Origin of the sequence: Indolivaga macrotermitis, from assembly GCF_900128985.1 — a bacterium.
Taxonomy (GTDB): domain Bacteria; phylum Bacteroidota; class Bacteroidia; order Bacteroidales; family Dysgonomonadaceae; genus Dysgonomonas_A; species Dysgonomonas_A macrotermitis.
Map to the genome: position 1 here is coordinate 318,607 of NZ_FQUC01000001.1, position 21,953 is coordinate 340,559.

At 40.4% G+C, this 21,953-nt stretch carries 13 protein-coding genes; 5 read left to right on the plus strand and 8 right to left on the minus strand.

The features are described 5' to 3' along the window. Positions 1-4 precede the first annotated feature (4 nt). The 3 genes from rpoB (at position 5) to bla (ending at position 9,030) form a co-directional block, all read left to right on the plus strand. The gene (gene rpoB, locus BUC12_RS01410; RefSeq protein ID WP_062175388.1) at positions 5-3,817 is read left to right on the plus strand and encodes a DNA-directed RNA polymerase subunit beta; all 3,813 of its coding nucleotides are present in this window, start codon (positions 5-7) and stop codon (positions 3,815-3,817) included. A gap of 91 nt (positions 3,818-3,908) precedes the next feature. Continuing rightward, positions 3,909-8,192, plus strand: coding sequence for a DNA-directed RNA polymerase subunit beta' (gene rpoC / locus BUC12_RS01415; protein ID WP_062175389.1), 4,284 nt, complete (start codon positions 3,909-3,911; stop codon positions 8,190-8,192). 103 nt (positions 8,193-8,295) lie between these two features. Next, a complete protein-coding gene (bla, locus tag BUC12_RS01420; RefSeq protein ID WP_062175390.1) occupies positions 8,296-9,030 on the plus strand; it encodes a subclass B1 metallo-beta-lactamase in 735 nt (244 codons plus the stop codon). Between the two features lie 4 nt (positions 9,031-9,034). Here bla and BUC12_RS01425 read toward each other — a convergent pair whose 3' ends face one another. From BUC12_RS01425 to BUC12_RS01445, 5 genes are all read right to left on the minus strand, one after another. Further along, positions 9,035-9,613, minus strand: a complete 579-nt coding sequence (locus BUC12_RS01425) for a hypothetical protein (protein WP_062175391.1) — start codon at positions 9,611-9,613, stop codon at positions 9,035-9,037. After that, positions 9,613-10,410, minus strand: coding sequence for a polymorphic toxin type 23 domain-containing protein (locus BUC12_RS01430; protein ID WP_062175392.1), 798 nt, complete (start codon positions 10,408-10,410; stop codon positions 9,613-9,615). Before BUC12_RS01430 ends, BUC12_RS01425 begins: the two co-directional genes overlap by 1 nt. Then, positions 10,407-11,033 carry a tetratricopeptide repeat protein gene (locus BUC12_RS01435; RefSeq protein ID WP_062175393.1) on the minus strand — a complete coding sequence of 209 codons (627 nt, stop codon included), beginning with the start codon at positions 11,031-11,033 and terminating at the stop codon, positions 10,407-10,409. The genes BUC12_RS01430 and BUC12_RS01435 overlap by 4 nt, the downstream gene beginning before the upstream one ends. A gap of 80 nt (positions 11,034-11,113) precedes the next feature. Further along, positions 11,114-14,371 carry a UvrD-helicase domain-containing protein gene (locus BUC12_RS01440; protein WP_062175394.1) on the minus strand — a complete coding sequence of 1,086 codons (3,258 nt, stop codon included), beginning with the start codon at positions 14,369-14,371 and terminating at the stop codon, positions 11,114-11,116. Further along, complete coding sequence (locus BUC12_RS01445) at positions 14,349-14,696, minus strand: translation initiation factor (protein ID WP_062175395.1); 348 nt, start codon at positions 14,694-14,696, stop codon at positions 14,349-14,351. Before BUC12_RS01445 ends, BUC12_RS01440 begins: the two co-directional genes overlap by 23 nt. Positions 14,697-15,259: 563 nt before the next feature. On the opposite strand from BUC12_RS01445, the gene BUC12_RS01450 reads away from it, so the two are divergent. Further along, the gene (locus BUC12_RS01450) at positions 15,260-15,745 is read left to right on the plus strand and encodes a hypothetical protein (RefSeq protein WP_139261984.1); all 486 of its coding nucleotides are present in this window, start codon (positions 15,260-15,262) and stop codon (positions 15,743-15,745) included. A gap of 20 nt (positions 15,746-15,765) precedes the next feature. Here BUC12_RS01450 and BUC12_RS01455 read toward each other — a convergent pair whose 3' ends face one another. Continuing rightward, the gene (locus BUC12_RS01455; RefSeq protein ID WP_062175397.1) at positions 15,766-16,461 is read right to left on the minus strand and encodes a response regulator transcription factor; all 696 of its coding nucleotides are present in this window, start codon (positions 16,459-16,461) and stop codon (positions 15,766-15,768) included. Further along, the gene (locus BUC12_RS01460; protein WP_062175398.1) at positions 16,458-17,885 is read right to left on the minus strand and encodes a sensor histidine kinase; all 1,428 of its coding nucleotides are present in this window, start codon (positions 17,883-17,885) and stop codon (positions 16,458-16,460) included. Before BUC12_RS01460 ends, BUC12_RS01455 begins: the two co-directional genes overlap by 4 nt. 165 nt (positions 17,886-18,050) lie before the next feature. On the opposite strand from BUC12_RS01460, the gene mnmE reads away from it, so the two are divergent. Continuing rightward, on the plus strand, positions 18,051-19,445 hold the full coding sequence (gene mnmE / locus BUC12_RS01465; RefSeq protein WP_062175399.1) for a tRNA uridine-5-carboxymethylaminomethyl(34) synthesis GTPase MnmE: 1,395 nt from the start codon (positions 18,051-18,053) through the stop codon (positions 19,443-19,445). A gap of 161 nt (positions 19,446-19,606) precedes the next feature. Here the strand turns inward: mnmE and BUC12_RS01470 are convergent, their stop codons facing one another. Next, positions 19,607-21,931, minus strand: coding sequence for a glycoside hydrolase family 3 N-terminal domain-containing protein (locus tag BUC12_RS01470; protein WP_062175400.1), 2,325 nt, complete (start codon positions 21,929-21,931; stop codon positions 19,607-19,609). Positions 21,932-21,953: the final 22 nt, after the last annotated feature.

Genomic DNA, 21,953 nt, shown 5'->3' on the forward strand with positions numbered 1-21,953 from the left:
TTCCATGTCTTCATCAACAATAAATCAAAGAGTCAACTTTGCTTCAATTAAAAATCCGCTGCATTACCCCGATTTTCTTGAAGTACAATTAAAGTCGTTTAGAGACTTTTTACAGCTTGATACACCTCCCGAAAAGAGAAAGAAAGAAGGCTTATATAAAGTTTTTGCTGAAAATTTTCCGATTGCAGACACACGTAACAACTTTGTGTTAGAGTTCTTGGACTACTACATCGATCCTCCTCGTTATACTATCGAAGAATGTATCGAAAGAGGGCTTACCTATAGCGTGCCTCTCAAAGCGAAGCTTAAACTGTATTGTACCGATCCTGATCACGAGGATTTCGATACAGTAATCCAGGATGTTTATCTTGGACTTATCCCATATATGACAGAGAAGGGTACTTTTGTCATTAATGGAGCAGAACGTGTGGTCGTATCCCAGCTGCACCGTTCACCGGGCGTGTTCTTTGGACAAAGTGTACATGCTAACGGAAGCAAGTTATATTCTGCGCGTATTATCCCGTTCAAAGGTTCGTGGATCGAATTCGCAACAGATATAAACAATGTCATGTATGCTTACATCGACAGAAAAAAGAAATTACCTGTAACTACATTGCTTAGAGCTATCGGCTTCGAAAGTGATAAAGATATACTAGAGATTTTTGATCTGGCCGAAGAGGTTAAGGTTAATAAACAAAATCTGAAAAAAATAGAGGGACGCAGACTTGCAGCGCGTATCCTTAAGACATGGATGGAAGATTTCGTCGATGAAGATACCGGTGAGGTAACTTCTATCGAACGTAATGAAGTTATAATCGAACGTGAGACTTTGCTCGAAAAAGATCATATCGATGCAGTTATCGATTCGGGTGTAGCTTCAGTTTTATTACACAAAAGTTCACAAAACGCCTCGGATTTTGCGATTATTTACAATACCCTGCAAAAAGACCCGAGTAATTCCGAAATAGATGCGGTTCGTCATATCTACCGTCAATTGCGTAGTGCAGAACCTGCAGATGATACGAGTGCCCGTGAGGTAATCAATAGCTTGTTCTTCTCCGAAAAACGTTATGATTTGGGTGAAGTAGGGCGTTACAGAATAAATAAAAAATTAGGATTAAATACGGGGGATGATACTCGTGTTTTAACTAAGGAAGACATTATAGAGATCATTAAATATCTGATCGAACTTATTAATTCGAAAGCGATAGTTGATGATATCGACCACTTGAGTAACAGACGTGTACGTACCGTAGGTGAACAACTTTACAACCAATTTGGTGTAGGTCTTAACCGTATGGCACGTATCATCCGTGAAAGAATGAACGTGCGTGATAATGAGGTGTTTACTCCGATAGATTTGATCAATGCTAAGACTATTTCGTCTGTGGTAAATACATTCTTCGGAACAAATGCTTTATCTCAGTTCATGGACCAAACGAATCCATTGGCAGAGATTACTCACAAACGTCGTATGTCGGCTCTTGGACCGGGTGGTCTTTCTCGTGAAAGAGCAGGTTTCGAGGTGCGTGACGTTCACTATACTCACTATGGTCGTTTATGTCCGATTGAGACTCCTGAGGGGCCGAATATCGGTCTTATCTCTTCTCTTTGTGTATATGCAAAGATCAATGATTTAGGTTTCATCGAAACTCCATATCGCAAAGTTGCAGGCAACAAAGTAGATTTATCCGACAATGGTATTATCTATTTGGCAGCTGAAGAAGAAGAAGATAAAATCATAGCTCAAGGTAATGCTCCGTTGAATGACGATGGAACATTTATCAACACTCGTGTAAAAGCACGTCAGGATGCAGACTATCCGGTTGTAGCTCCTGAGGAAATAGAGTTGATGGACGTTTCCCCTACACAGATTGCATCGATTGCTGCATCTTTGATTCCGTTCTTGGAACATGATGATGCGAACCGTGCACTGATGGGATCGAACATGATGCGTCAGGCAGTTCCGTTGATGCGTACCGAAGCTCCGATAGTAGGTACAGGTATTGAAGGGCAATTGATTCAGGACTCACGTACTCAAATAGTAGCGGAGGGTGCCGGAGAGATTGTTTATGTAGATGCCAGCACTATAAAGATTAAATATGACCGTACGAATGACGAAGAATTTGTAAGCTTCGACAGTGCGGTGAAAACATATTATATACCTAAATTCAGAAAAACCAACCAGAATACCACTATCGACTTGCGTCCTATTTGCAAAAAAGGAGCCCGTGTGGTAGCCGGCGAAATTCTGACTGAAGGTTATTCTACCGAAGGAGGTGAACTGGCAATTGGTAAAAACCTGAAAGTGGCTTTCATGCCATGGAAAGGTTATAACTATGAGGATGCGATTGTGTTGAACGAACGAGTAGTTCGCGAAGATATGTTGACATCAGTTCACGTAGAAGAATTCTCATTGGATGTTCGTGATACTAAACGTGGTGTGGAAGAATTGACTTCTGATATACCTAACGTTAGTGAAGAAGCAACCAAAGATCTTGACGAAAGAGGTATCGTTCGTATCGGAGCCCGTGTAGGTCCCGGTGATATCCTTATCGGAAAGATTACTCCTAAAGGAGAATCAGATCCTTCTCCGGAAGAAAAATTACTTCGTGCTATTTTCGGCGACAAGGCCGGCGATGTGAAAGACGCTTCGTTGAAAGCTTCTCCTTCATTAAAAGGTGTTGTAATCGGAACTAACTTATTCTCTAAAGCCGCGAAAAAAGGAAAAACAAAACTTTCGAGCAAAGCTTTATTGCCTAAGTTAGATGAAGAGTACGAAGAAAAAATGGCACAACTAAAACATACTTTAGTTGAAAAATTATTGTCATTGACAGATGGAAAACCTTCGCAAGGAGTTAAAGACTATCTGAATACAGACGTAATTGCCAAAGGAGCTAAATTTACAAAATCGGCTCTGGATAGTATTGATTTCGAATCTATACAGGTTAGTAAATGGACATCGGATGACCATAAAAATGACCTTATCAGAGACGTTATTGTAAACTATCTGCGTAAATATAAAGAATTAGATGCTGAATTGAAACGTAAACGCTTTGACTTGACTATTGGAGACGAATTACCTTCGGGTATCGTTCAGATAGCTAAAGTGTATGTAGCTAAAAAACGTAAGATTCAGGTTGGTGATAAGATGGCAGGACGCCACGGTAACAAAGGTATCGTTTCGCGTATCGTTCGTCAGGAAGATATGCCGTTCTTACCTGATGGAACACCGGTAGATATTGTGCTGAATCCTCTGGGTGTGCCTTCTCGTATGAACTTGGGACAGATTTTCGAAACTGTTCTTGGTTGGGCAGGACGTGAGCTTGGAGTGAAGTTTGCTACACCTATCTTCGACGGAGCAAGCCTTGATGACCTGAATACATGGACAGATAAAGCCGGAGTACCTCGTTACGGTAAGGCTTACCTCTGCGATGGTGGTACAGGTGAACAATTTGACCAACCCGCAACAGTAGGTATCATCTACATGCTGAAACTGGGTCACATGGTTGAAGATAAGATGCACGCACGTTCTATCGGACCTTACTCGCTTATCACACAGCAACCTCTTGGAGGTAAGGCTCAATTCGGGGGACAACGTTTTGGAGAAATGGAGGTTTGGGCACTCGAAGCATTCGGTGCGGCTCATATCCTGCAAGAAATTCTGACAATCAAGTCCGATGATGTAATGGGTCGTTCCAAAGCTTACGAAGCGATAGTGAAAGGTGAACCAATGCCACAACCGGGTATACCCGAATCATTGAATGTATTGTTGCATGAGATGAGAGGTCTTGGACTAAGTGTCACTCTTGATTAAATAAGATAATTGGATAATATGTCCTATAGGGGCATATTATCCAAACCATTATCTATCGATAATTATTTAACTCTTTATATAAAGAAAAAATATGGCTTTTAGAAAAGATAGTAAAGTAAAGAGTAGCTTTTCGAAAATCACTGTTAGTCTGGCTTCTCCCGAAGAAATTCTGGAAAGTTCAAGCGGTGAAGTTTTGAAACCCGAAACTATCAACTACCGTACATATAAACCCGAACGTGACGGACTTTTCTGCGAACGAATTTTCGGTCCTGTAAAGGATTACGAATGTCATTGCGGTAAATACAAAAGAATCCGTTATAAAGGTATCGTCTGCGACCGATGCGGAGTAGAAGTTACCGAAAAGAAAGTAAGACGTGAACGTACAGGTCACATCCATTTGGTGGTACCTGTTGCTCATATCTGGTATTTCCGTTCTTTACCGAACAAAATGGGATACTTGTTAGGTATACCTACCAAAAAACTGGATACTATCATTTATTACGAACGTTATGTTGTAATTCAGGCCGGTATCAAAGAAGAAGACGGTATAGCTTACAAAGACCTGTTAACAGAAGAAGAATATCTGAACATATTAGATACTCTCCCTAAAGATAACCAATTGTTGGATGACAGTGATCCTAACAAGTTTATCGCTAAAATGGGAGCAGAAGCTGTGTATGATTTATTAGCAAGACTGAATCTTGATTCTTTAGCTAATACACTTCGTCACAGAGCTAGTACCGATACTTCTCAACAACGTAAAAACGAAGCGTTGAAACAACTACAGGTTGTTGAAGCATTCCGTGGATCGAAAGGAAAGAACCGTCCTGAATGGATGATCGTCAAGATCGTTCCTGTAATTCCTCCGGAACTTCGTCCGCTTGTACCTTTGGATGGAGGTCGTTTCGCTACATCTGACTTGAATGACTTGTATCGTCGTGTTATCATTCGTAACAACCGTTTGAAGCGTTTGATCGATATCAAGGCTCCGGATGTAATTTTGCGTAATGAGAAACGTATGTTGCAAGAGGCTGTGGACTCGTTGTTCGATAACTCTCGTAAATCGAGTGCGATTAAAACAGAGTCTAACCGTCCTTTGAAATCATTGTCGGATAGCTTGAAAGGTAAACAAGGACGTTTCCGTCAAAACCTTTTAGGTAAACGTGTTGACTATTCTGCACGTTCGGTAATTGTCGTTGGACCTGAATTGAAGATGCACGAATGTGGTATTCCTAAAGATATGGCTGCAGAGCTCTATAAACCATTCGTAATTCGTAAACTGATTGAACGTGGTATTGTTAAAACCGTTAAATCAGCTAAAAAGATAGTAGACCGCAAAGAACCTGTTGTATGGGATATCCTCGAATATGTAATGAAAGGACACCCTGTACTGTTGAACCGTGCCCCTACGCTTCACCGTTTGGGTATACAGGCATTCCAGCCTAAGATGATCGAAGGTAAAGCTATCCAGTTACACCCGCTTGCTTGTACGGCGTTCAATGCCGACTTCGACGGTGACCAGATGGCTGTTCACTTACCACTTGGCAACGAAGCGGTGCTTGAGGCTCAGATGCTTATGCTTGGTTCACACAACATCCTTAACCCTGCTAATGGTGCGCCTATTACTGTTCCATCTCAGGACATGGTGTTGGGACTATACTATATTACAAAAATACGTCCGGGAGCGAAAGGCGAAGGCCTTACATTCTACGGACCTGAAGAAGCTATCATTGCATATAACGAAAAGAAAGTGGATATCCACGCTCTTGTGAAAGTATATGTAAGAGACTTGGACGAGAACGGAGAAATTGTAACTATAATGCGCGAGACCTCTGTCGGACGTGTAATAGTAAACCAACATACTCCTATCGAAGTAGGATTTATCAATGAAGTCCTGTCTAAGAAATCGCTTCGCGATATTATCGGTAATGTGATCAAATTGGCAGGAGTTGCTAAAACAGCAGCTTTCCTTGACGATATCAAGAATCTGGGTTATAACATGGCCTTCCAGGGAGGACTTTCGTTTAACCTTGAGGATGTAATCATTCCTGAAGAAAAACAAACTCTGGTACAACAAGGTTATGATGAAGTAGAACAGATTATGGGTAACTATAATATGGGATTTATCACTTATAACGAACGTTACAACCAGATTATTGATACATGGACTCACGTTAACTCTAAGTTGTCGAATATCCTGATGAAACAACTTTCGGAAGATGATCAAGGGTTCAACTCTGTATACATGATGCTTGACTCCGGAGCCCGTGGTTCGAAAGAACAGATCCGCCAGTTGTCAGGTATGCGTGGTTTGATGGCTAAACCTCAGAAGAGTGGGGCAGAAGGTGCTCAGATTATTGAGAATCCGATCCTTTCTAACTTTAAAGAAGGTCTTTCGGTGTTAGAGTACTTTATCTCTACCCACGGTGCTCGTAAAGGTCTTGCCGATACAGCATTGAAAACAGCCGACGCAGGATATTTGACTCGTCGTTTGGTTGACGTTTCTCAAGACGTTATCATCAACGAAGAAGACTGCGGTACATTACGCGGACTTGTTTGTACAGAGCTTAAAAATAACGAAGAAGTAGTTGCTTCTCTATATGAGCGTATCTTGGGACGTGTATCAGTACACGATATCCAACATCCTCAAACCGGCGAAATCATCGTTGAATCGGGAGAGCAAATAACAGAAGATGCGGCTGCTACTATTCAGGCATCGCCAATCGAGAGAGTTGAGATCCGTTCAGTTCTTACTTGTGAATCTAAAAAAGGTGTTTGTGCCAAGTGTTACGGACGTAACCTGGCTACCGGGCGCATGGTTCAAAAAGGAGAATCAGTTGGGGTTATCGCTGCTCAGTCAATCGGTGAGCCGGGTACACAGCTTACACTTCGTACATTCCACGTCGGTGGTATCGCTTCTAATATTGCAACCGAAAATAGCATTACAACCAAATACGATGGTATTCTGGAATTGGATGACTTACGTGTTGTTGAAGCTGTTGACGAAGCAGGTAAGAAAGTACAGGTGGTTGTAAGCCGTCTTGTAGAACTTCGTATCGTTGATCCGAATACTAAGATAGTATTACTGACCCACAATATTCCTTACGGTTCTAAACTGTATTTCAAAGACGGGGCTAATGTTAAGAAAGGCGATATGATCTGCGAATGGGATCCATTTAATGCAGTAATTATATCTGAAGCTACCGGTAAGATCAAGTTCGAGAATGTAATTGAGAACGTAACTTACAAAGTAGAGTCTGACGAGCAAACCGGTTTGAAAGAAAAGATCATTATCGAATCTCGTGACAAGACCAAAGCTCCTGAAGCTCATATCTTAGACGATAAAGGTAATATCTTAAAAACGTACAGTTTACCACTGGGCGCACACGTTATCAAGGAAGATGGCGATATGATCAAAGCCGGAGATGTACTTGTTAAGATTCCTCGCGCAGTTGGTAAAGCAGGTGATATCACGGGAGGTCTTCCTCGTGTGACAGAGCTGTTCGAAGCACGTAATCCTTCTAACCCTGCAGTAGTATCTGAAATCGATGGTGAAATCTCATTCGGTAAAATCAAACGTGGTAACAGAGAAGTTATTGTTACATCTAAATTAGGTGAAACTAAAAAATATCTTGTTCCATTATCTAAGCAGATACTTGTTCAGGAAAATGACTTTATCCGTGCAGGTATGCCATTGTCGGATGGTGCGACTACACCTTCGGATATCCTTGCAATTATGGGACCAACTGCTGTACAAGAATATATCGTGAACGAAGTTCAGGACGTTTACCGCTTACAAGGGGTGAAAATCAACGATAAACACTTCGAAGTAATTGTTCGTCAGATGATGCGTAAGGTTGAAGTTGTTGATCCGGGAGATACACGTTTCTTAGAGCAACAGGTAGTTGATAAGCACGATGTGATGGAAGAAAATGACCGTATCTGGGGTAAAAAAGTGGTTGTAGATGGAGGGGACTCCTCTACATTCGAGCCCGGACAAATCGTTACAGCCCGTAAGCTTCGTGATGAGAACTCGATGTTGAAACGCCGTGACCTTCGTACAGTGGAAGTTCGTGATGCAATTCCTGCTACCGCGAACCAGATCCTGCAAGGTATCACACGTGCTGCTCTTCAAACAACCAGCTTTATGTCGGCTGCTTCGTTCCAGGAAACAACGAAAGTGCTGAACGATGCTGCTATCAATGCGAAAGTAGATAAGCTGGAAGGATTGAAAGAGAACGTTATCTGTGGTCACTTGATTCCGGCAGGAACAGGTCAAAGAGAATTCGAAAAACTTGTAGTAGGTACTAAGGAAGACTTTGACAGAGTGATGGCTAACCGTAAAACTGTAGTAGATTTTGATAGTGTAGAATAAACATATACTATATATATTTATGGAGGGTAAACTGATAAAGTTTACCCTCTGTTGTTTTTTTAAGGGGAAGAATTTTTATCTTTAAGCAAAATAAAAAAGGGATATGAAGGTATTGATTATTATAGTTTCGTTATTGTCGATGTTACCCGTATGGGCTCAGCAAGTTCAAGAGAAGATAACAGTGTCCGATAATCTTAAAATTAATAAGTTGTCAGATAAGGTATATATGTTTACCTCTTATATGCAGACCGAGTCTTGGGGTAAAGTTGGAGCTAATGGCCTCATATTAGTTGAGAGTAATAAAGCTTTATTAATCGATACTCCTTGGAATGATAATCAAACTCAGGAACTATATGATTGGATCAAAAACTCTTTACACACACTTGTAACGGAAGTTGTGGTAAGTCATTGGCATGATGACTGTATGGGGGGATTAGCTTTTCTCCAAACTAAAGGTGTCATATCTTATGCAAATCAGCAAACTATAGAAATAGCTAAAGAGAAAGGATTACCTCTACCGGAGCAAGGTTTTACAGATTTTCTTGAATTCGAGTTTGAGAATATACCTATAGAATGTTATTATCTGGGAGGAGGACATACTACCGATAATATTGAAGTATGGATACCTTCAGAGAAAATCCTGTTTGGCGGTTGTGCTGTTAAAGATATGACATCAGTAAACTTAGGAAATCTGTCTGATGCGGATGTCGATGCATGGCCCGAGACAATGAATAGGATGATCAAACAATTCCCCGAAGCAGTAATAGTAGTTCCCGGACATGGGGCTATAGGAGGATGTGAGCTAATGCATCATACTCTTGATCTACTTAAGAAATAAGCCTTTACTTACCGGTAAACCACTTAGACTTTAAGTAAGGACATTCTGATTTATCACGTTTATTCTCGAGAGGAAAGAATCGGGAGACTTTGCTACATGAATTAGTATGAAATGAGGGATAGTTTGCCATAAACATCAGGCGGGTTTTTTCCGGTTGCACATAATCACTGATATTCATTACGCTTTTATCCGGCAAAATCAGATAATCTCTGAAAATAGTAGCTGTACCCATTCCTTCAATAATGATGGTTTGGGTTTTAATTGTATCTCCTAGTATACGGTAAGTGCCCCATGAGGGATACTGGCAGATACGGGATTTTCCTCCATGCGAAAAACAATCTGCAACCATGCTTACATCGCTTGTTGTAGCAACCGTATATAGCCCGTCGGGATAAAACATAAATACTGAGTAGAATGCAGTATCACACTCCCGTTCCGATACATAATAACCGTTTATATCAATTATTGAATCAAGCCCTGTTTCCTGTTTGTCATAGATATAACTGAAATCAGCAGGTTTCAGTGTTGAGCAGCCTGTAATGATTATAGACAGGATAAGTAATATAAAAGAGAATCTTTGCATCAATAGAGAGTATAAGGTTTGTATGTGCCGATTTGTATAAACTGATTCTGGTAGTTTCCTTCTTTAAAATCACCTGTGTCGAAAAATAATCTATGCCAGCTATTCTGCCCGACATCACCACCTATATGGTTGTTAAATCCGTAGCGAATCATCAGGTTTTTATCAGTATATCCCAGATAAATAGGACTGGATATTTGGTAACCTTCTTTGAAAACCCCTTTGCGGTTCTTGAGAGACGCATCCGTTAATCCATTCGGTTCGGTAGTATAAACATTCATACCCAACAGAAAATGCTTGTATTTTACTTCTAGCGCAGCGGTCCGGTACCTGTCGTATATTCTGAATCCGGTAAATGGCATGGACAAGATATCGTCTTCGAATTTCACTTCGAAATCGTGTATCTTAGCTCCAATGATTCCCGATACTTGTTTGTCACCTTGGAGGTATTTAGTAAGGTAGTACGAGGCTCCGGCTTTAGGTGTGTCATAAACTGTTCCGGCATAGATCATTCCTAATCCGAATTTTCCGGTCGCTTTGTAGCTGTCGAGTCCGGTAACAAAAGTCCAGTTACCGACTGTTTTTGAGGCTGAAACTCCTGCTCCGAGACGGAATCCATTCCGGTCGGCGGCTCCTGATGTAAAAACGGCAACCAGCGATGCTTTGATCTCAAATCCATCATTACGTTGCCTGTCCATAATATACAGAGAGGTGTAATCATCTTTGTGTGTCACTTTTTGCCCCTGTGAATATTGAATCGTCCCTACTATTAAAGAGATAAGTAAAAGTATCCGGATCATTGAGGCGAAGGAAAGTAAGTATCCAATAGCTTTTCGAATTTATTGTCCTGCCGGACATTGACCAAATTAGGATCGTGCTCTAGCAATCGCCTGTTGATACGTTTATCTTTCACTGTATAATCTTTAGAAAGAGTAGTGTCCAGCCATTTCAGAGAATTCTTTTTGTCTTTCATTATGGAATAAAAAGACGCGAGACAGTAAGCTCCTACCTGATCGGATAAAGCTTCGGCAGTGTTAAATTTCTGAAGTATCTCTTGTTTATATGCGTCAAGGTCGTCTTTATACCGTCCTTCTTTGAGAAGGGCATTGCCCCACTCATAATAATTACTGGCTTTAGATGGATTCAGGCGGACGGCAGTTCTGAATTTTTCGATACCGTCAGTAAACTTTTCATCGTTGCTTTCGAAAGTTCCTACATGTGCAAGCAGGCTTCCCCATTTACGGTAAGCTTCACTGTTAAGTGTGTCCATTTTTGTAGCTATCTCATACCCGAAAATAGCTCCTGAAATATCGTTGTTTTTTAGCTTGTCATCAGCTATTTTTACCCAATCTTCGGAAGTCAGGCTTTGGGCATTTACTATGCCGCTCATGACAAGAATGATAGCAATTAAATATATCCTCATAATGTATTATACTAAAGAATAAAAGACCCAAATATCCTTTCTGCGGATGGCTTATTCAATGAAGAATCCAGTGTGTGCTGTTACTCTACTGTTACTACTTTTCCTAATACGATATAGCAAATATAGCCTTTTACACTATTATATCCCATTTTTTTTATTTGAGTCATATAGTTTTTGACCTGTTTTAAGTATTTTTTTTCTTCTTTTTCACCGAACTTATAGTCAATTACCGTTACCTCGCCCGATTTTATCATTACTCTGTCGGGGCGGACAAATGTACCGTTCGGTTGAAGTATCTGTACTTCATTCAGAATCCGGTAGCCTTCTGTATACCATTCGGCTATTTGCGGGTTGGATAAATACTCTTGCAGGAGTATTGTGATACGCTTTTTTTCGTCGGATGTGATTTCTCCGGTTAACTGATATTTTTCGACTACTTTATCCAGATCGTCTACGGAAGTTATGTTACTTACGATTTCATGCATCAGAGTACCATACTCACGTTGTCCTTTATCTGTAAAGAAGTATTTATTGTTTAATCTAAGTTTCAATCTGTCATCAAAAGGAATGCTCTCTAAGATGCCTACACTTACCTCGGCTCCATTGTCTTTCTTTTTACCTTTTGATGGGTTAAAAGACTCTCCCAGCTCAAAGCGGTCATTTTCATCATCCATCGAGACAGGTAAGTCGATGAATGCTTTATGTGTTTGTTGCTCAATGGTAGAATGGAAACATGCCCATAATAAGGACGATATGGATGTAACGCCTTTTGCTTTTTCTTTTGGTTTGGGAGAAAATGCGATAAGCTCATGTTTAGGACGGGTAAAAGCTACATATAATATATTCAGGTTGTCTATATATGCATGTAGTTTCTCCTCCAAATAGTCATTGGCAAATATAGTATTACTTAGCTTCTGCGAATATTTTACAGGGACAAGATGCAGGCGGTCAAAAGGTTCCGCTTTTGGCTGACACCAAAGTATCGTCGTTAATTTATGATCTATTTCCCAGTTGCAGAATGGCATAATAACAACAGGGAAATCGAGCCCTTTCGACTTATGGATGGTCATAATACGTATTGCGTCCTGTCCGTCCGGGGTAAATATGGTTTTGGTTTGTCCGCTTTCGTCCCACCATTGCAGGAAAGACTCGAGATCGGACGATTTTTTTACAGAGAAGTCGAGTATCATATCCAGAAATGCCTGTATATAGATATTCTCGTTTGTATCCATAGCGTCTTTAAAGAGGTCAAATATCTCTTCCGTCATTTCATACAATGGCAGTTCTTTTATCCGGTTCAGGTTAAGAATAACCTCGTTAGGAAAACCACTTGATTCGGAGAAATGGGACCTGATTGTTTCTTCGGGAGTGAGTTGATTCTTGAACTTATAATATTCGTAGATCGCCAAGGTACGTAAAGTCGAATCGGACGGATTTCTCAAATATTTCAGGAGAGAAACAACCAATTTAATACTTTTCGAATTTCGTATAAATAAGGCTTCATCCGAGATGATATCGTACTTATATTTCGAATCGATATGCTGGCTTTTGTACTCAAGCAGGCAATTGGCAGCATCTGCCCCTTCCTTTTTAGTACGCACCAATATAGCTATATCGCGCAGGGAGTACCCTTTATCCTGTAACTGTTCTATAGTATGAGGCAGTTGCTCTAAAGAGTAGGCTTGCCAATTGGGGTTTTCCTCCGTATCGATAAACTCTATCTGAACGTGCCCGGATGAATTTTCCCGCGACGTTCTTTCAGGTAAATATTGATACGAATCGCTGTATGCCCGTTTAATTTTAGTGTAAAAAGATGCCAGTGAAGAATTGACGGTCATATCTTCGAGACCTTCATTGTAAGTATTCTGAAGTAGGGTAGACCCTGCCTCAAATATGGCATTGTTAAAGTCTATGATATGCCGGTCGCTTCGCCAGTTTGTATCGAGAGACTGGTGGTTAATCCCGTTCAACCGGAAATCAACATCGAGTTGTTCATCCAGAAGTTTCCAGTCAGAGTTGCGCCAGCGGTAAATACTTTGCTTCACATCTCCTACTATCAGGTTTTTTTGTCCAGCCGAGAGGCTATCTCTTACAAGAGGTAAAAAGTTGTTCCATTGCATGCCTGATGTATCCTGAAACTCATCTATCATGTAATGCTCGATGCGTGTACCTACTTTCTCATATACGAAAGGACTATCCGTACCCTGAATTATTTTGTTCAGAAGTTCGGTGGTGTCCGATATTAGCATAATGTTGTTTTCGGAAGCATAGCTGCGAACCTTTTTGTCTACGTCTCCTAAAATGCCGAGAGTAAAGAAATACCGGTTTATCTCGCTTGCGGTCTGATATGTCACTGAGTTGTTGTAGAGCTCTATAATATCGCAAACACAATCGTTCAGTCCATTATTGTAAGCATCCTCTATTTTCGATTTGATATCGGGAGCAGCAGTTTTGGTATACCATGTTGTAACATCGTTGGGCAGTTTAGAGAAAGAAGCCGGAGGTTCTTTTACATCTCCGCCAGCCCATCTTAGAAAATTGATAAAAACAGATTGTTTACCCCGTACAAAATCGAAAGGTTGTAAGCCGAACCGGAGCATTATATTCATTGCTTTTTCTCCGATCTCTCTTGAGCTTTTTTCGAATTGCTGGATATAGGCTATCAGCATCTTTTTGTAGTCGTCCAGTAGCCCTTTATTGGCAATATCTGCTTGTATCTGATCGCTGAATGCTTTATAGCTTTCTTTAAATATTTCGGACGAAAGGGATTGTATGTCGTTACGGATATTCCATGTTTCGCCATTCTCGATTTTTTCTTCCGAAAAGCGGATTAACCAGTCCAGTAGTTGCTGATTCTCCGACTGTTCCAAGTCGTATAGCATCGAGTCTATAGCTTCTCCTAATACTTTACCTGTATCAAGTTCGACATTGTATCCCCCGCCTAACCCTATTTCGCGGGTAAAGGCACGCATTGTCTGCTGAAAAAAGCGGTCTATAGTGCTGATCGAGAAAGACGAATAGTCGTGCAGTATACGGATCAATATTTGGCGTCCGTCCTCCCTTATCGCATCTTCCGGTTTTCTATATTGACATGCCAGGTCTTTAATGTAATCGGATTCTTGTCCCGAAGCAAGCTTTGCCAGTTCCAGTATAATTCTGGATTTCATCTCCTCAGTAGCTTTGTTGGTAAAAGTTACGGCAAGTATATGTTTGTAGGCAAAGGGCGAGGCAAAGAGCAATGAAAGGTACTCCGCCGTCAATCGATGGGTTTTACCCGATCCGGCAGATGCTTTATAAACTGTGAGATTTGCTTTGTCAGATGATCCGTGACTTGGCATAGCCTTCTTTTTGTAATAATTCGAGTACTTTTTGACGGAAATCGCCCTGAAGTAGAATCTCTCCGTCACGGGCTGAACCTCCAACACCACAACGGGTTTTAAGGAGCTTAGCCAAATCCTGCAAATCGTCATCAGAACCACTAAAATTAGTGATGAGAGTTACCGATTTGCCTTTCCGGTTGCGTTTATCAAGCTCTATTCTGAGCAATTGCTTCTCTTTGGGGAGGGTCTCAGTTTCTTCCGCATCTTCTGATTCGTAACTGAAATCAGGATTAGTTGAATATACTACATTGAGTCTGTCTTTCCAGTCGTTATTTTTCTTCATCTTATTCGGAGAGATAAATATTCAGTAGTTCAAATATACTGAAAAGTTATACTATGTCATATTTTTTATGGCAAAGGTTACACTAAGTATACAAAGGTTACATTCGGCTGTTACTTGGGTGTCACTTTTGTTACCTTGTTATTTTGTTATACATCAACTAAATACCCTTAAAAAGGGTGACAAAGGTGACAAAAGTGACACCATTTTTGAATTTATTTTTTTAGTTTTTCGTTTCCACTTTTAGCTTGTTCTGTTCCAATATATCAAAGGTCTCTTTGGTAATAGATAAAAATAAGAGTGTTTTTAGTTTTAGCTATTGATTCGCATTAATAGTAAATCCGGAATAATTTATTCTTGAAATATAATTGCTTATGTATTTGTTGTTTACAAACGGAAGAGAAAGCTCAAAGCTATTGAATATTCCAGATTCTTTACAGATTTACGTTATATATTTGCATTAATCAGGCCAACTTGAGAATCATTTTCAAATTCACCAAAGCACACAGTGTAGTAGTTAAAATGGATAATTAGGTGTTGTTATTAGATTCGTAAATTTCTAATACATGAAGAGCAATCCGGAAGTGCAGGATTGCTCTTGTTTTTTACAAATACTTTGTATGTTTGCAGACAAAGGTACTTTTATGAGAAAATGTATATACTTAGATATAGATGGGGTCTTATTGACTGTAAAGAATAAGCGAATTGCTGCTGATGCCATACAATTTATAACTTTTGTTACCTCAGAATTTGATTGTTATTGGTTAACGACTCATTGCAAAGGAGATACTATACCAACAATGGCGTATTTGCAGAAGTTTTTTCCAAAGGATGTTTGCGTAATGCTCTCTAAAATAAAACCAACCCATTGGGATACATTAAAAACAGAAGGAATAGACTTTCAATCAGATTTTTATTGGATTGAAGATTATCCTTTTGAGGCAGAAAAGATAATACTAAAAGAACATGGGATGTATGACCGCCTGATTGTTGTAACCCTTAATAATAATAGAGAGCTTTTACGAATATTGGGCTTGTTAAAGCAAAGCTAATGCATATCTGATACTATTCTTTATTCTACTACCAGTTTATAACCAATACCCCGGACATTGACTATACGAATATGCGCATCCTCAGATAACTTGTGGCGTAATTTAGTTATAAATACATGAAGGCTTTTAGTATTAAAGAAGCTGTCGTCGCCCCATAATTCGAGTAAGATGTTCTGAGTATTCACAACCTCATTCCTGTTAATACATAAGCGTTTGAGTATTTCCGATTCGCGGTGAGACAGTTCTTGCTCAGTTCCGGCACAAATAAGTTTTTGAGTGATAGGGTCAAAAGTATAAGTGCCTATCTCAAACCGTTCTTTCGGCTTTTCTTGCCGTTCTACATATGCTCTGTTCACTAAAGATTTGATGCGGATAATCAATTCCTGCATATTGAATGGCTTTTTGAGATAGTCACTGGCTCCCAGTTCGAAACCAGATACAACATCTTTGATGGCCGATCGTGCCGTGAGAAATAATATGGGGGTTGTTTTGTCTGCTTTACGGATTTTTTCGACCATCTCAAACCCATCCATGTGAGGCATCATTACGTCGGCAACAAGGATATCCGGTTTGTTTTCGAAAAAGAGCTTTAATCCTTTATTCCCGTCTTCAGCCTGAATAACATCGAAACCCTCTTCATCGAGAGTGTCTTTGATGATCATCGATAAAGTGAGTTCGTCTTCTACTAGCAGAACCTTGATTTTTTCGTTTTTCATGATAGGGGTAGTTGAATGGTAAATGCTGAACCCGAGCCCGGAGTGCTTTCGACAGAGACAGTTCCGTTATGTTTTTCGACCATTGTCTTTACGTAGAATAGCCCTAAGCCATATCCTTTAACGTTATATTGGTTTCCGGTGGATACACGGTAGAATTTGTCGAAAATGTAATTTATTCTATCCGGAGATATACCTATTCCGTCATCTGTTATGCGGATGATACAGTACCGTCCTTTGGTGTGAACATCTATGTCGATATTTACTTCTTCTTTTGAGTATTTAATCGAATTGTCGATAAGGTTACTGATAATATTATTCAGGTGAGTGCGATCGGCTTCTATCGTCAGGTTTTCCGGCGATATATGTGTATGTATCTGTATTTCCTTTTTAGATTTGAGCTTATGTTGTTCCGCAAGAGTTTCTATAAGCTGGTTTAGGTGTACTGTTTCCTTATTAAGGATAAAAGTTTTCCGGCGTTCCATGCTCATCGACAGGATTTGTTCTACCAGCCCGCTTAATTCTTCTAATTGATCTTTGCATATTGCAAGATAACGGTCACGTTTTTCTTTATCTTCTCCTTGTTTAAAATTGAGCAGGGCATCGGCAGCCGAATAGGCTACGGCAATAGGCGTTTTTAGTTCGTGGGTCATATTATTGGTGAAGTCATCCTTCATCTCTTCCAGCGTTTTTTGCTGTATAACTGTCTGGATAAGATACCAAAATGCAAAACCGAGTATCACTATGATAAGAAGAGTTGTGCCGAGTATACCTGCCATTTGCATCAGGATAGTCTTAGTCAGAGACTCGGTGTGTATACGGTACACCATATTATTGTCCGAGTCGTATTTATAATCAAAAGTCTGAACTTTAGCGTTAAATAAAGAATCACATGTGAAAGATTGGTAAACACTATCGTTGTTGAGGTTAATTATCTCTATCTTTTTGAGTTTCAAATAGATTTTTTTCTCCGTGAAATTGCTGATCAAAGAGCTATCGATAATATGAAAATTGATAGGTGCAATTGTATCCAAAGACTGATGCAGAGCTTCTCTTATAAGGCCAACCAGATTCTCCATGGCCCTGATCTCGAATCCATCATCTTCTGTCGGTCTGGAAGATGAAACAGTATCTCCGTCATTAATATACTCTTTACTGATAGTTGCTTTGTCTTCACCCTTACTGTCAGCGTCCCCTATAGATTGTTTTATCGTGATGGTTTTGCCCTGTTTGGGAGACTGGTCCATGCTATCGATCCGAAATTGTAATTCATCCATGTTTGCAGAAGACATACTTTCCAGAATGCTCCTTTCTGTATCCAGTTTTATGGAGGAGTAAAGATCCTTGAGCCAAAAGAGCTGCCAGATGAATATAAGCGAAAGGCAAATAATAAAGCCCGCAACAATATATTTGAAGTTGGATTTCATATACTTATAGTTTCTTTTTTAACAAATGTATAAAGATTAATCATTCAAACGATTATCTGTTAAGACTAAATAAGTTTTTTGATAGAGAAAGGGTTCTGTTTATAGAGATTTGTCAGGTCTGAAAAAAATAGTAACTTTGACTAAAACACATAAAAAATCCTGCTTATGGTACCTCACACAGACATTATAGCTGCTATATCAACCCCTGCCGGCGTCGGAGGGATTGCAATTGTCCGTTTATCAGGAAAAGGGAGTATCGATCTGGTTGATAGAATTTTTAAATCGCCATCAGGTAAAAAACTGGTAGATGCGAAAGCTAATACGATCCATTTCGGTGCGATAATGAAGGATGGTTCTGTATTGGACGAAGTTTTAGTGAGTGTGTTTCATAGTCCGAACTCTTTTACGGGGGAAGAAAGCATAGAAATTTCATGTCATGGTTCTATTTATATTCAGCAGGGTATTTTACAATTATTACTAGACACGGGCGCACGTTTAGCTACAGCCGGAGAGTTTACGCAGCGGGCTTTTATGAATGGAAAAATGGATTTGTCGCAAGCCGAATCTGTAGCCGATCTGATTGCATCGTCATCAGCAGCTACTCATCGCTTGGCGATGAATCAGATGCGTGGAGGATTTAGTTCTAAGTTAATTGAATTGCGTACTGAACTTCTGAACTTTGCATCGTTGATAGAATTAGAACTCGATTTTTCGGAAGAAGATGTAGAGTTTGCCAACAGGGATAACTTAAAACGAACAGCACAGAATATACATGGACATATTCAAAAGCTTGCCGATTCGTTCGCCCTTGGGAATGTTGTAAAAACAGGTATTCCGGTAGCGATTATCGGGGAAACGAATGCCGGGAAATCAACCTTGTTGAATCTCTTGCTAAGAGAGGAAAAAGCAATTGTATCGGATATTCATGGAACTACTCGTGATGTAATTGAAGATACTATCACAATAGATGGGTTAATGTTCAGATTGATTGATACTGCAGGTATTCGCGATACGGACGATGTGGTGGAGAGTCTGGGTATTGAGCGTACTTTTAAAAAGATGGAACAGGCAAATATTGTACTTTGGGTTGTCGATGCCGAAACAGAGGATGAATATGCTATTGCTTTATCGGAAAAGATATTACCGAGAGTTGAGGGTAAAAAATTAATCTTGGTTTTCAATAAAGTCGATATTATTCCTGCTGCCCGGAAAGAAAGTAAAGAATTGTTACTGAAAGATATGATTCCCGACCGGATATTTATTTCAGCAAAATACCATCAAGGTACAGATGACCTTCAAACAATGCTGGTAGAGGCTGCTAATATTCCCGAATTTGGGGAACAGGATGTTATTGTAACGAACATGCGCCATTACGAAGCATTACGAAAAGCTCAGGAGGCAATTGAACGTGTCTCGGCTGGATTGGAGTCGGGTCTATCATCGGATTTTATAGCCCAGGATATTCGCGAATGTATGCATTATTTAGGAGAGATTACGGGTCAAATTTCTACTGATGAGATATTGGGGAATATTTTTAGTAAGTTTTGTATCGGCAAATGATAAGTGATTTATAAGATAGATTCTCAAATAAAAAGACCAGCTTATAAAACCAAGAATATCTATAATAAGAACGGATTGAATTTTATTCAATCCGTTCTTATTTTACTAACCCTAAATCTGTATTTCTGTACTATAAGTTACAGAAAGTACTTAAGCAATGTTTATTTATTAGGAGTATCCCATATGTGAGTTTTACTGCATGTAATATTCACTGTCTGATTACCACTTTGCATACGGAAATCTCCTTGTTCCAGAATCCATTTTCCGTCGGCTCCGACAAATGCAAGGTCGCTACCTTTGATAGACATTGTAACAGTTTTTGTTTCGCCGGGTTGTAATTCCACTTTGTCGAAGGCTCGTAACCTGCGACTCTCAGGGGTCAGTGATGCTACTAAGTCGCGACTGAATAGCATGACAACTTCTTTTCCGGCACGTGTACCGCTGTTGGTTACGTCTATAGAGAAATGAAGTTCATCTTCTGCGGTAAAAGAAGCTGCATTAGTCTGGAAATTGCTGTACTCAAACGTGGTATAGCTGAGACCGTAACCGAAAGGCCATTGAACGGAAATAACCGCATCATAATCGTATGCACCTTCCATCTTGTCCATTTCTTCGCTTACCCTATAGTCGTAGGTGGTAAGTTCAGCTTGATTGCGCGGGTATGTGTAAGGCATCTTACCACTAGGGTTGACATCGCCGGCTAAGATATTAGCTAATGCATCTCCACCATAATTTCCGGGTAACAAGATGTTTATGATGCCCTTTGCCAAAGGTTCAAGGTCATTGATGATGCGAGGTCTACCTCCGTTGATTATCAATATAATGGGTTTACCTGTAGCCGCCAACGCTTTTACAAGTTTACTTTGGTTAGCTGATATAGCAAGGTCAGAGAGGTTTCCGGGAGTTTCACAGTAAGAATTTTCTCCGATACAAGCAATGATGATATCCACATTGCGTGCAGCAGCAACTGCTTTTTCAATCTCCGGCTCGTTCTCTTCGGTATAACTACCTTCTGGTTTATAGGTTACCCCTTGTTCCAGACGAACGTTTTCAATACCGAATTTGTTAGAAAGTGCCTCGTAAATGGTGTTGTATTTCTCTGCAAATCTGTCAGCCAGATGTCCTTGCCATGAATAACTCCATCCTCCGTTCAGACAGCGCATTGAATTGGCATTAGGCCCTGTAACAAGAAGTTTTTTGCCTTTAACTAGCGGCAATATATTATCTTTATTTTTAAGCAGGATTTGTGATTCTTCGGCTGCGTGAAGAGCCAATTCCGCATGTTCTTTGCCTCCGAAAAGCGGATAATCTTCTGACGAAGTATTGGGACGTTCGAAGAGGTTCAAACGGAACTTGAGCCTGAGAACACGACGAACGGCATCATCAATACGGCTCATCGGTACCTTACCCTCTTCCACCAATTCTTTCAGCAGTGTGCAGAAGCTAAGGTCATAAGGTTCCATTGCCATATCTATACCTGCATTAATAGCTATTTGAATAGCCTCTTTCTTATTAGCTGCAATGTGTTCGCGTGTGTATAGATTATTGATGTCGGCCCAGTCGGTTATCAGTATACCGTCCCATCCCAGGTCTTCCTTGAGCCATTTGGTGAGCAGTTCGTAGCTGGCATGTACGGGTACTCCATTAATAGAACCGCTGTTGGCCATGATAGTCAAAGCTCCGGCTTCTACACATGCTTTAAAAGGCGCAAAACACTTTTCGCGCAGATCGGATTCGGATATATAGGCCGGCGTGCGGTCTTTACCGGTACGTGGCATACTATAACCCATATAGTGTTTTACAGATGTAGCGATGCGGTCGGCGGGAATGTGATTAGGATCGTCGCCCTGATAACCACGAACAGCTGAACTTCCCATTACCGAGTTAACGAGGCAATCTTCGCCAAAACTTTCCCAAACACGAGACCATCGCGGGTCACGTGCCATATCTACTGTGGGTGAATAAGTCCACGGACAATTGGCGGCACGGGTTTCGTAAGCAGTGATACGTGCCGACTCGTAAGCCAGATCAGGGTTGAATGAAGCGGCGATATTGATGTTTTGCGGGAACAAAGTACCGTCCAATGTATAAGTAGTACCGTGAGTTTGGTCAAGCCCATAAACACATGGGATGCCAATTTCTTTCATTGAAACGGCTTGTATCTTGCCGATAATTTCCTGCCATTTTTCCCTGCTTTGTGCAACGGGTCCCGGTGCATTGAGAAAGGAGCCTACCTTGAACTCTGCAATGGCTTTATGGACTTTAGCATCATCGAGTTTGAACTCACCATTCTCAAAGTCACCCAGTACATCAATGGCCAGTTCTGTCATTTGACCTATCTTTTCATCTAGAGTCATCTTGGAGAGGACAGAATCGACCTGTTGTTCTATCTTGGAGTCTTTAGGAATGGCAGGAGGAGCTACCTGCGTAGAGCAGGCAGCCATTGCCACTGTTGTTGAAATTAGTAGTATTTTTTTTAGTATCATATCAGAAAATATTATTCTTTAA

What these genes read in the sequence shown, in the direction of transcription:
- rpoB (WP_062175388.1), top strand. Translation starts at nt 5, where the DNA reads ATGTCTTCATCAACAATAAATCAAAGAGTCAACTTTGCTTCAATTAAA.
- rpoC (WP_062175389.1), top strand. Translation starts at nt 3,909, where the DNA reads ATGGCTTTTAGAAAAGATAGTAAAGTAAAGAGTAGCTTTTCGAAAATC.
- bla (WP_062175390.1), top strand. Translation starts at nt 8,296, where the DNA reads ATGAAGGTATTGATTATTATAGTTTCGTTATTGTCGATGTTACCCGTA.
- BUC12_RS01425 (WP_062175391.1), bottom strand. Translation starts at nt 9,613, where the DNA reads ATGCAAAGATTCTCTTTTATATTACTTATCCTGTCTATAATCATTACA.
- BUC12_RS01430 (WP_062175392.1), bottom strand. Translation starts at nt 10,410, where the DNA reads ATGATCCGGATACTTTTACTTATCTCTTTAATAGTAGGGACGATTCAA.
- BUC12_RS01435 (WP_062175393.1), bottom strand. Translation starts at nt 11,033, where the DNA reads ATGAGGATATATTTAATTGCTATCATTCTTGTCATGAGCGGCATAGTA.
- BUC12_RS01440 (WP_062175394.1), bottom strand. Translation starts at nt 14,371, where the DNA reads ATGCCAAGTCACGGATCATCTGACAAAGCAAATCTCACAGTTTATAAA.
- BUC12_RS01445 (WP_062175395.1), bottom strand. Translation starts at nt 14,696, where the DNA reads ATGAAGAAAAATAACGACTGGAAAGACAGACTCAATGTAGTATATTCA.
- BUC12_RS01450 (WP_139261984.1), top strand. Translation starts at nt 15,260, where the DNA reads ATGAAGAGCAATCCGGAAGTGCAGGATTGCTCTTGTTTTTTACAAATA.
- BUC12_RS01455 (WP_062175397.1), bottom strand. Translation starts at nt 16,461, where the DNA reads ATGAAAAACGAAAAAATCAAGGTTCTGCTAGTAGAAGACGAACTCACT.
- BUC12_RS01460 (WP_062175398.1), bottom strand. Translation starts at nt 17,885, where the DNA reads ATGAAATCCAACTTCAAATATATTGTTGCGGGCTTTATTATTTGCCTT.
- mnmE (WP_062175399.1), top strand. Translation starts at nt 18,051, where the DNA reads ATGGTACCTCACACAGACATTATAGCTGCTATATCAACCCCTGCCGGC.
- BUC12_RS01470 (WP_062175400.1), bottom strand. Translation starts at nt 21,931, where the DNA reads ATGATACTAAAAAAAATACTACTAATTTCAACAACAGTGGCAATGGCT.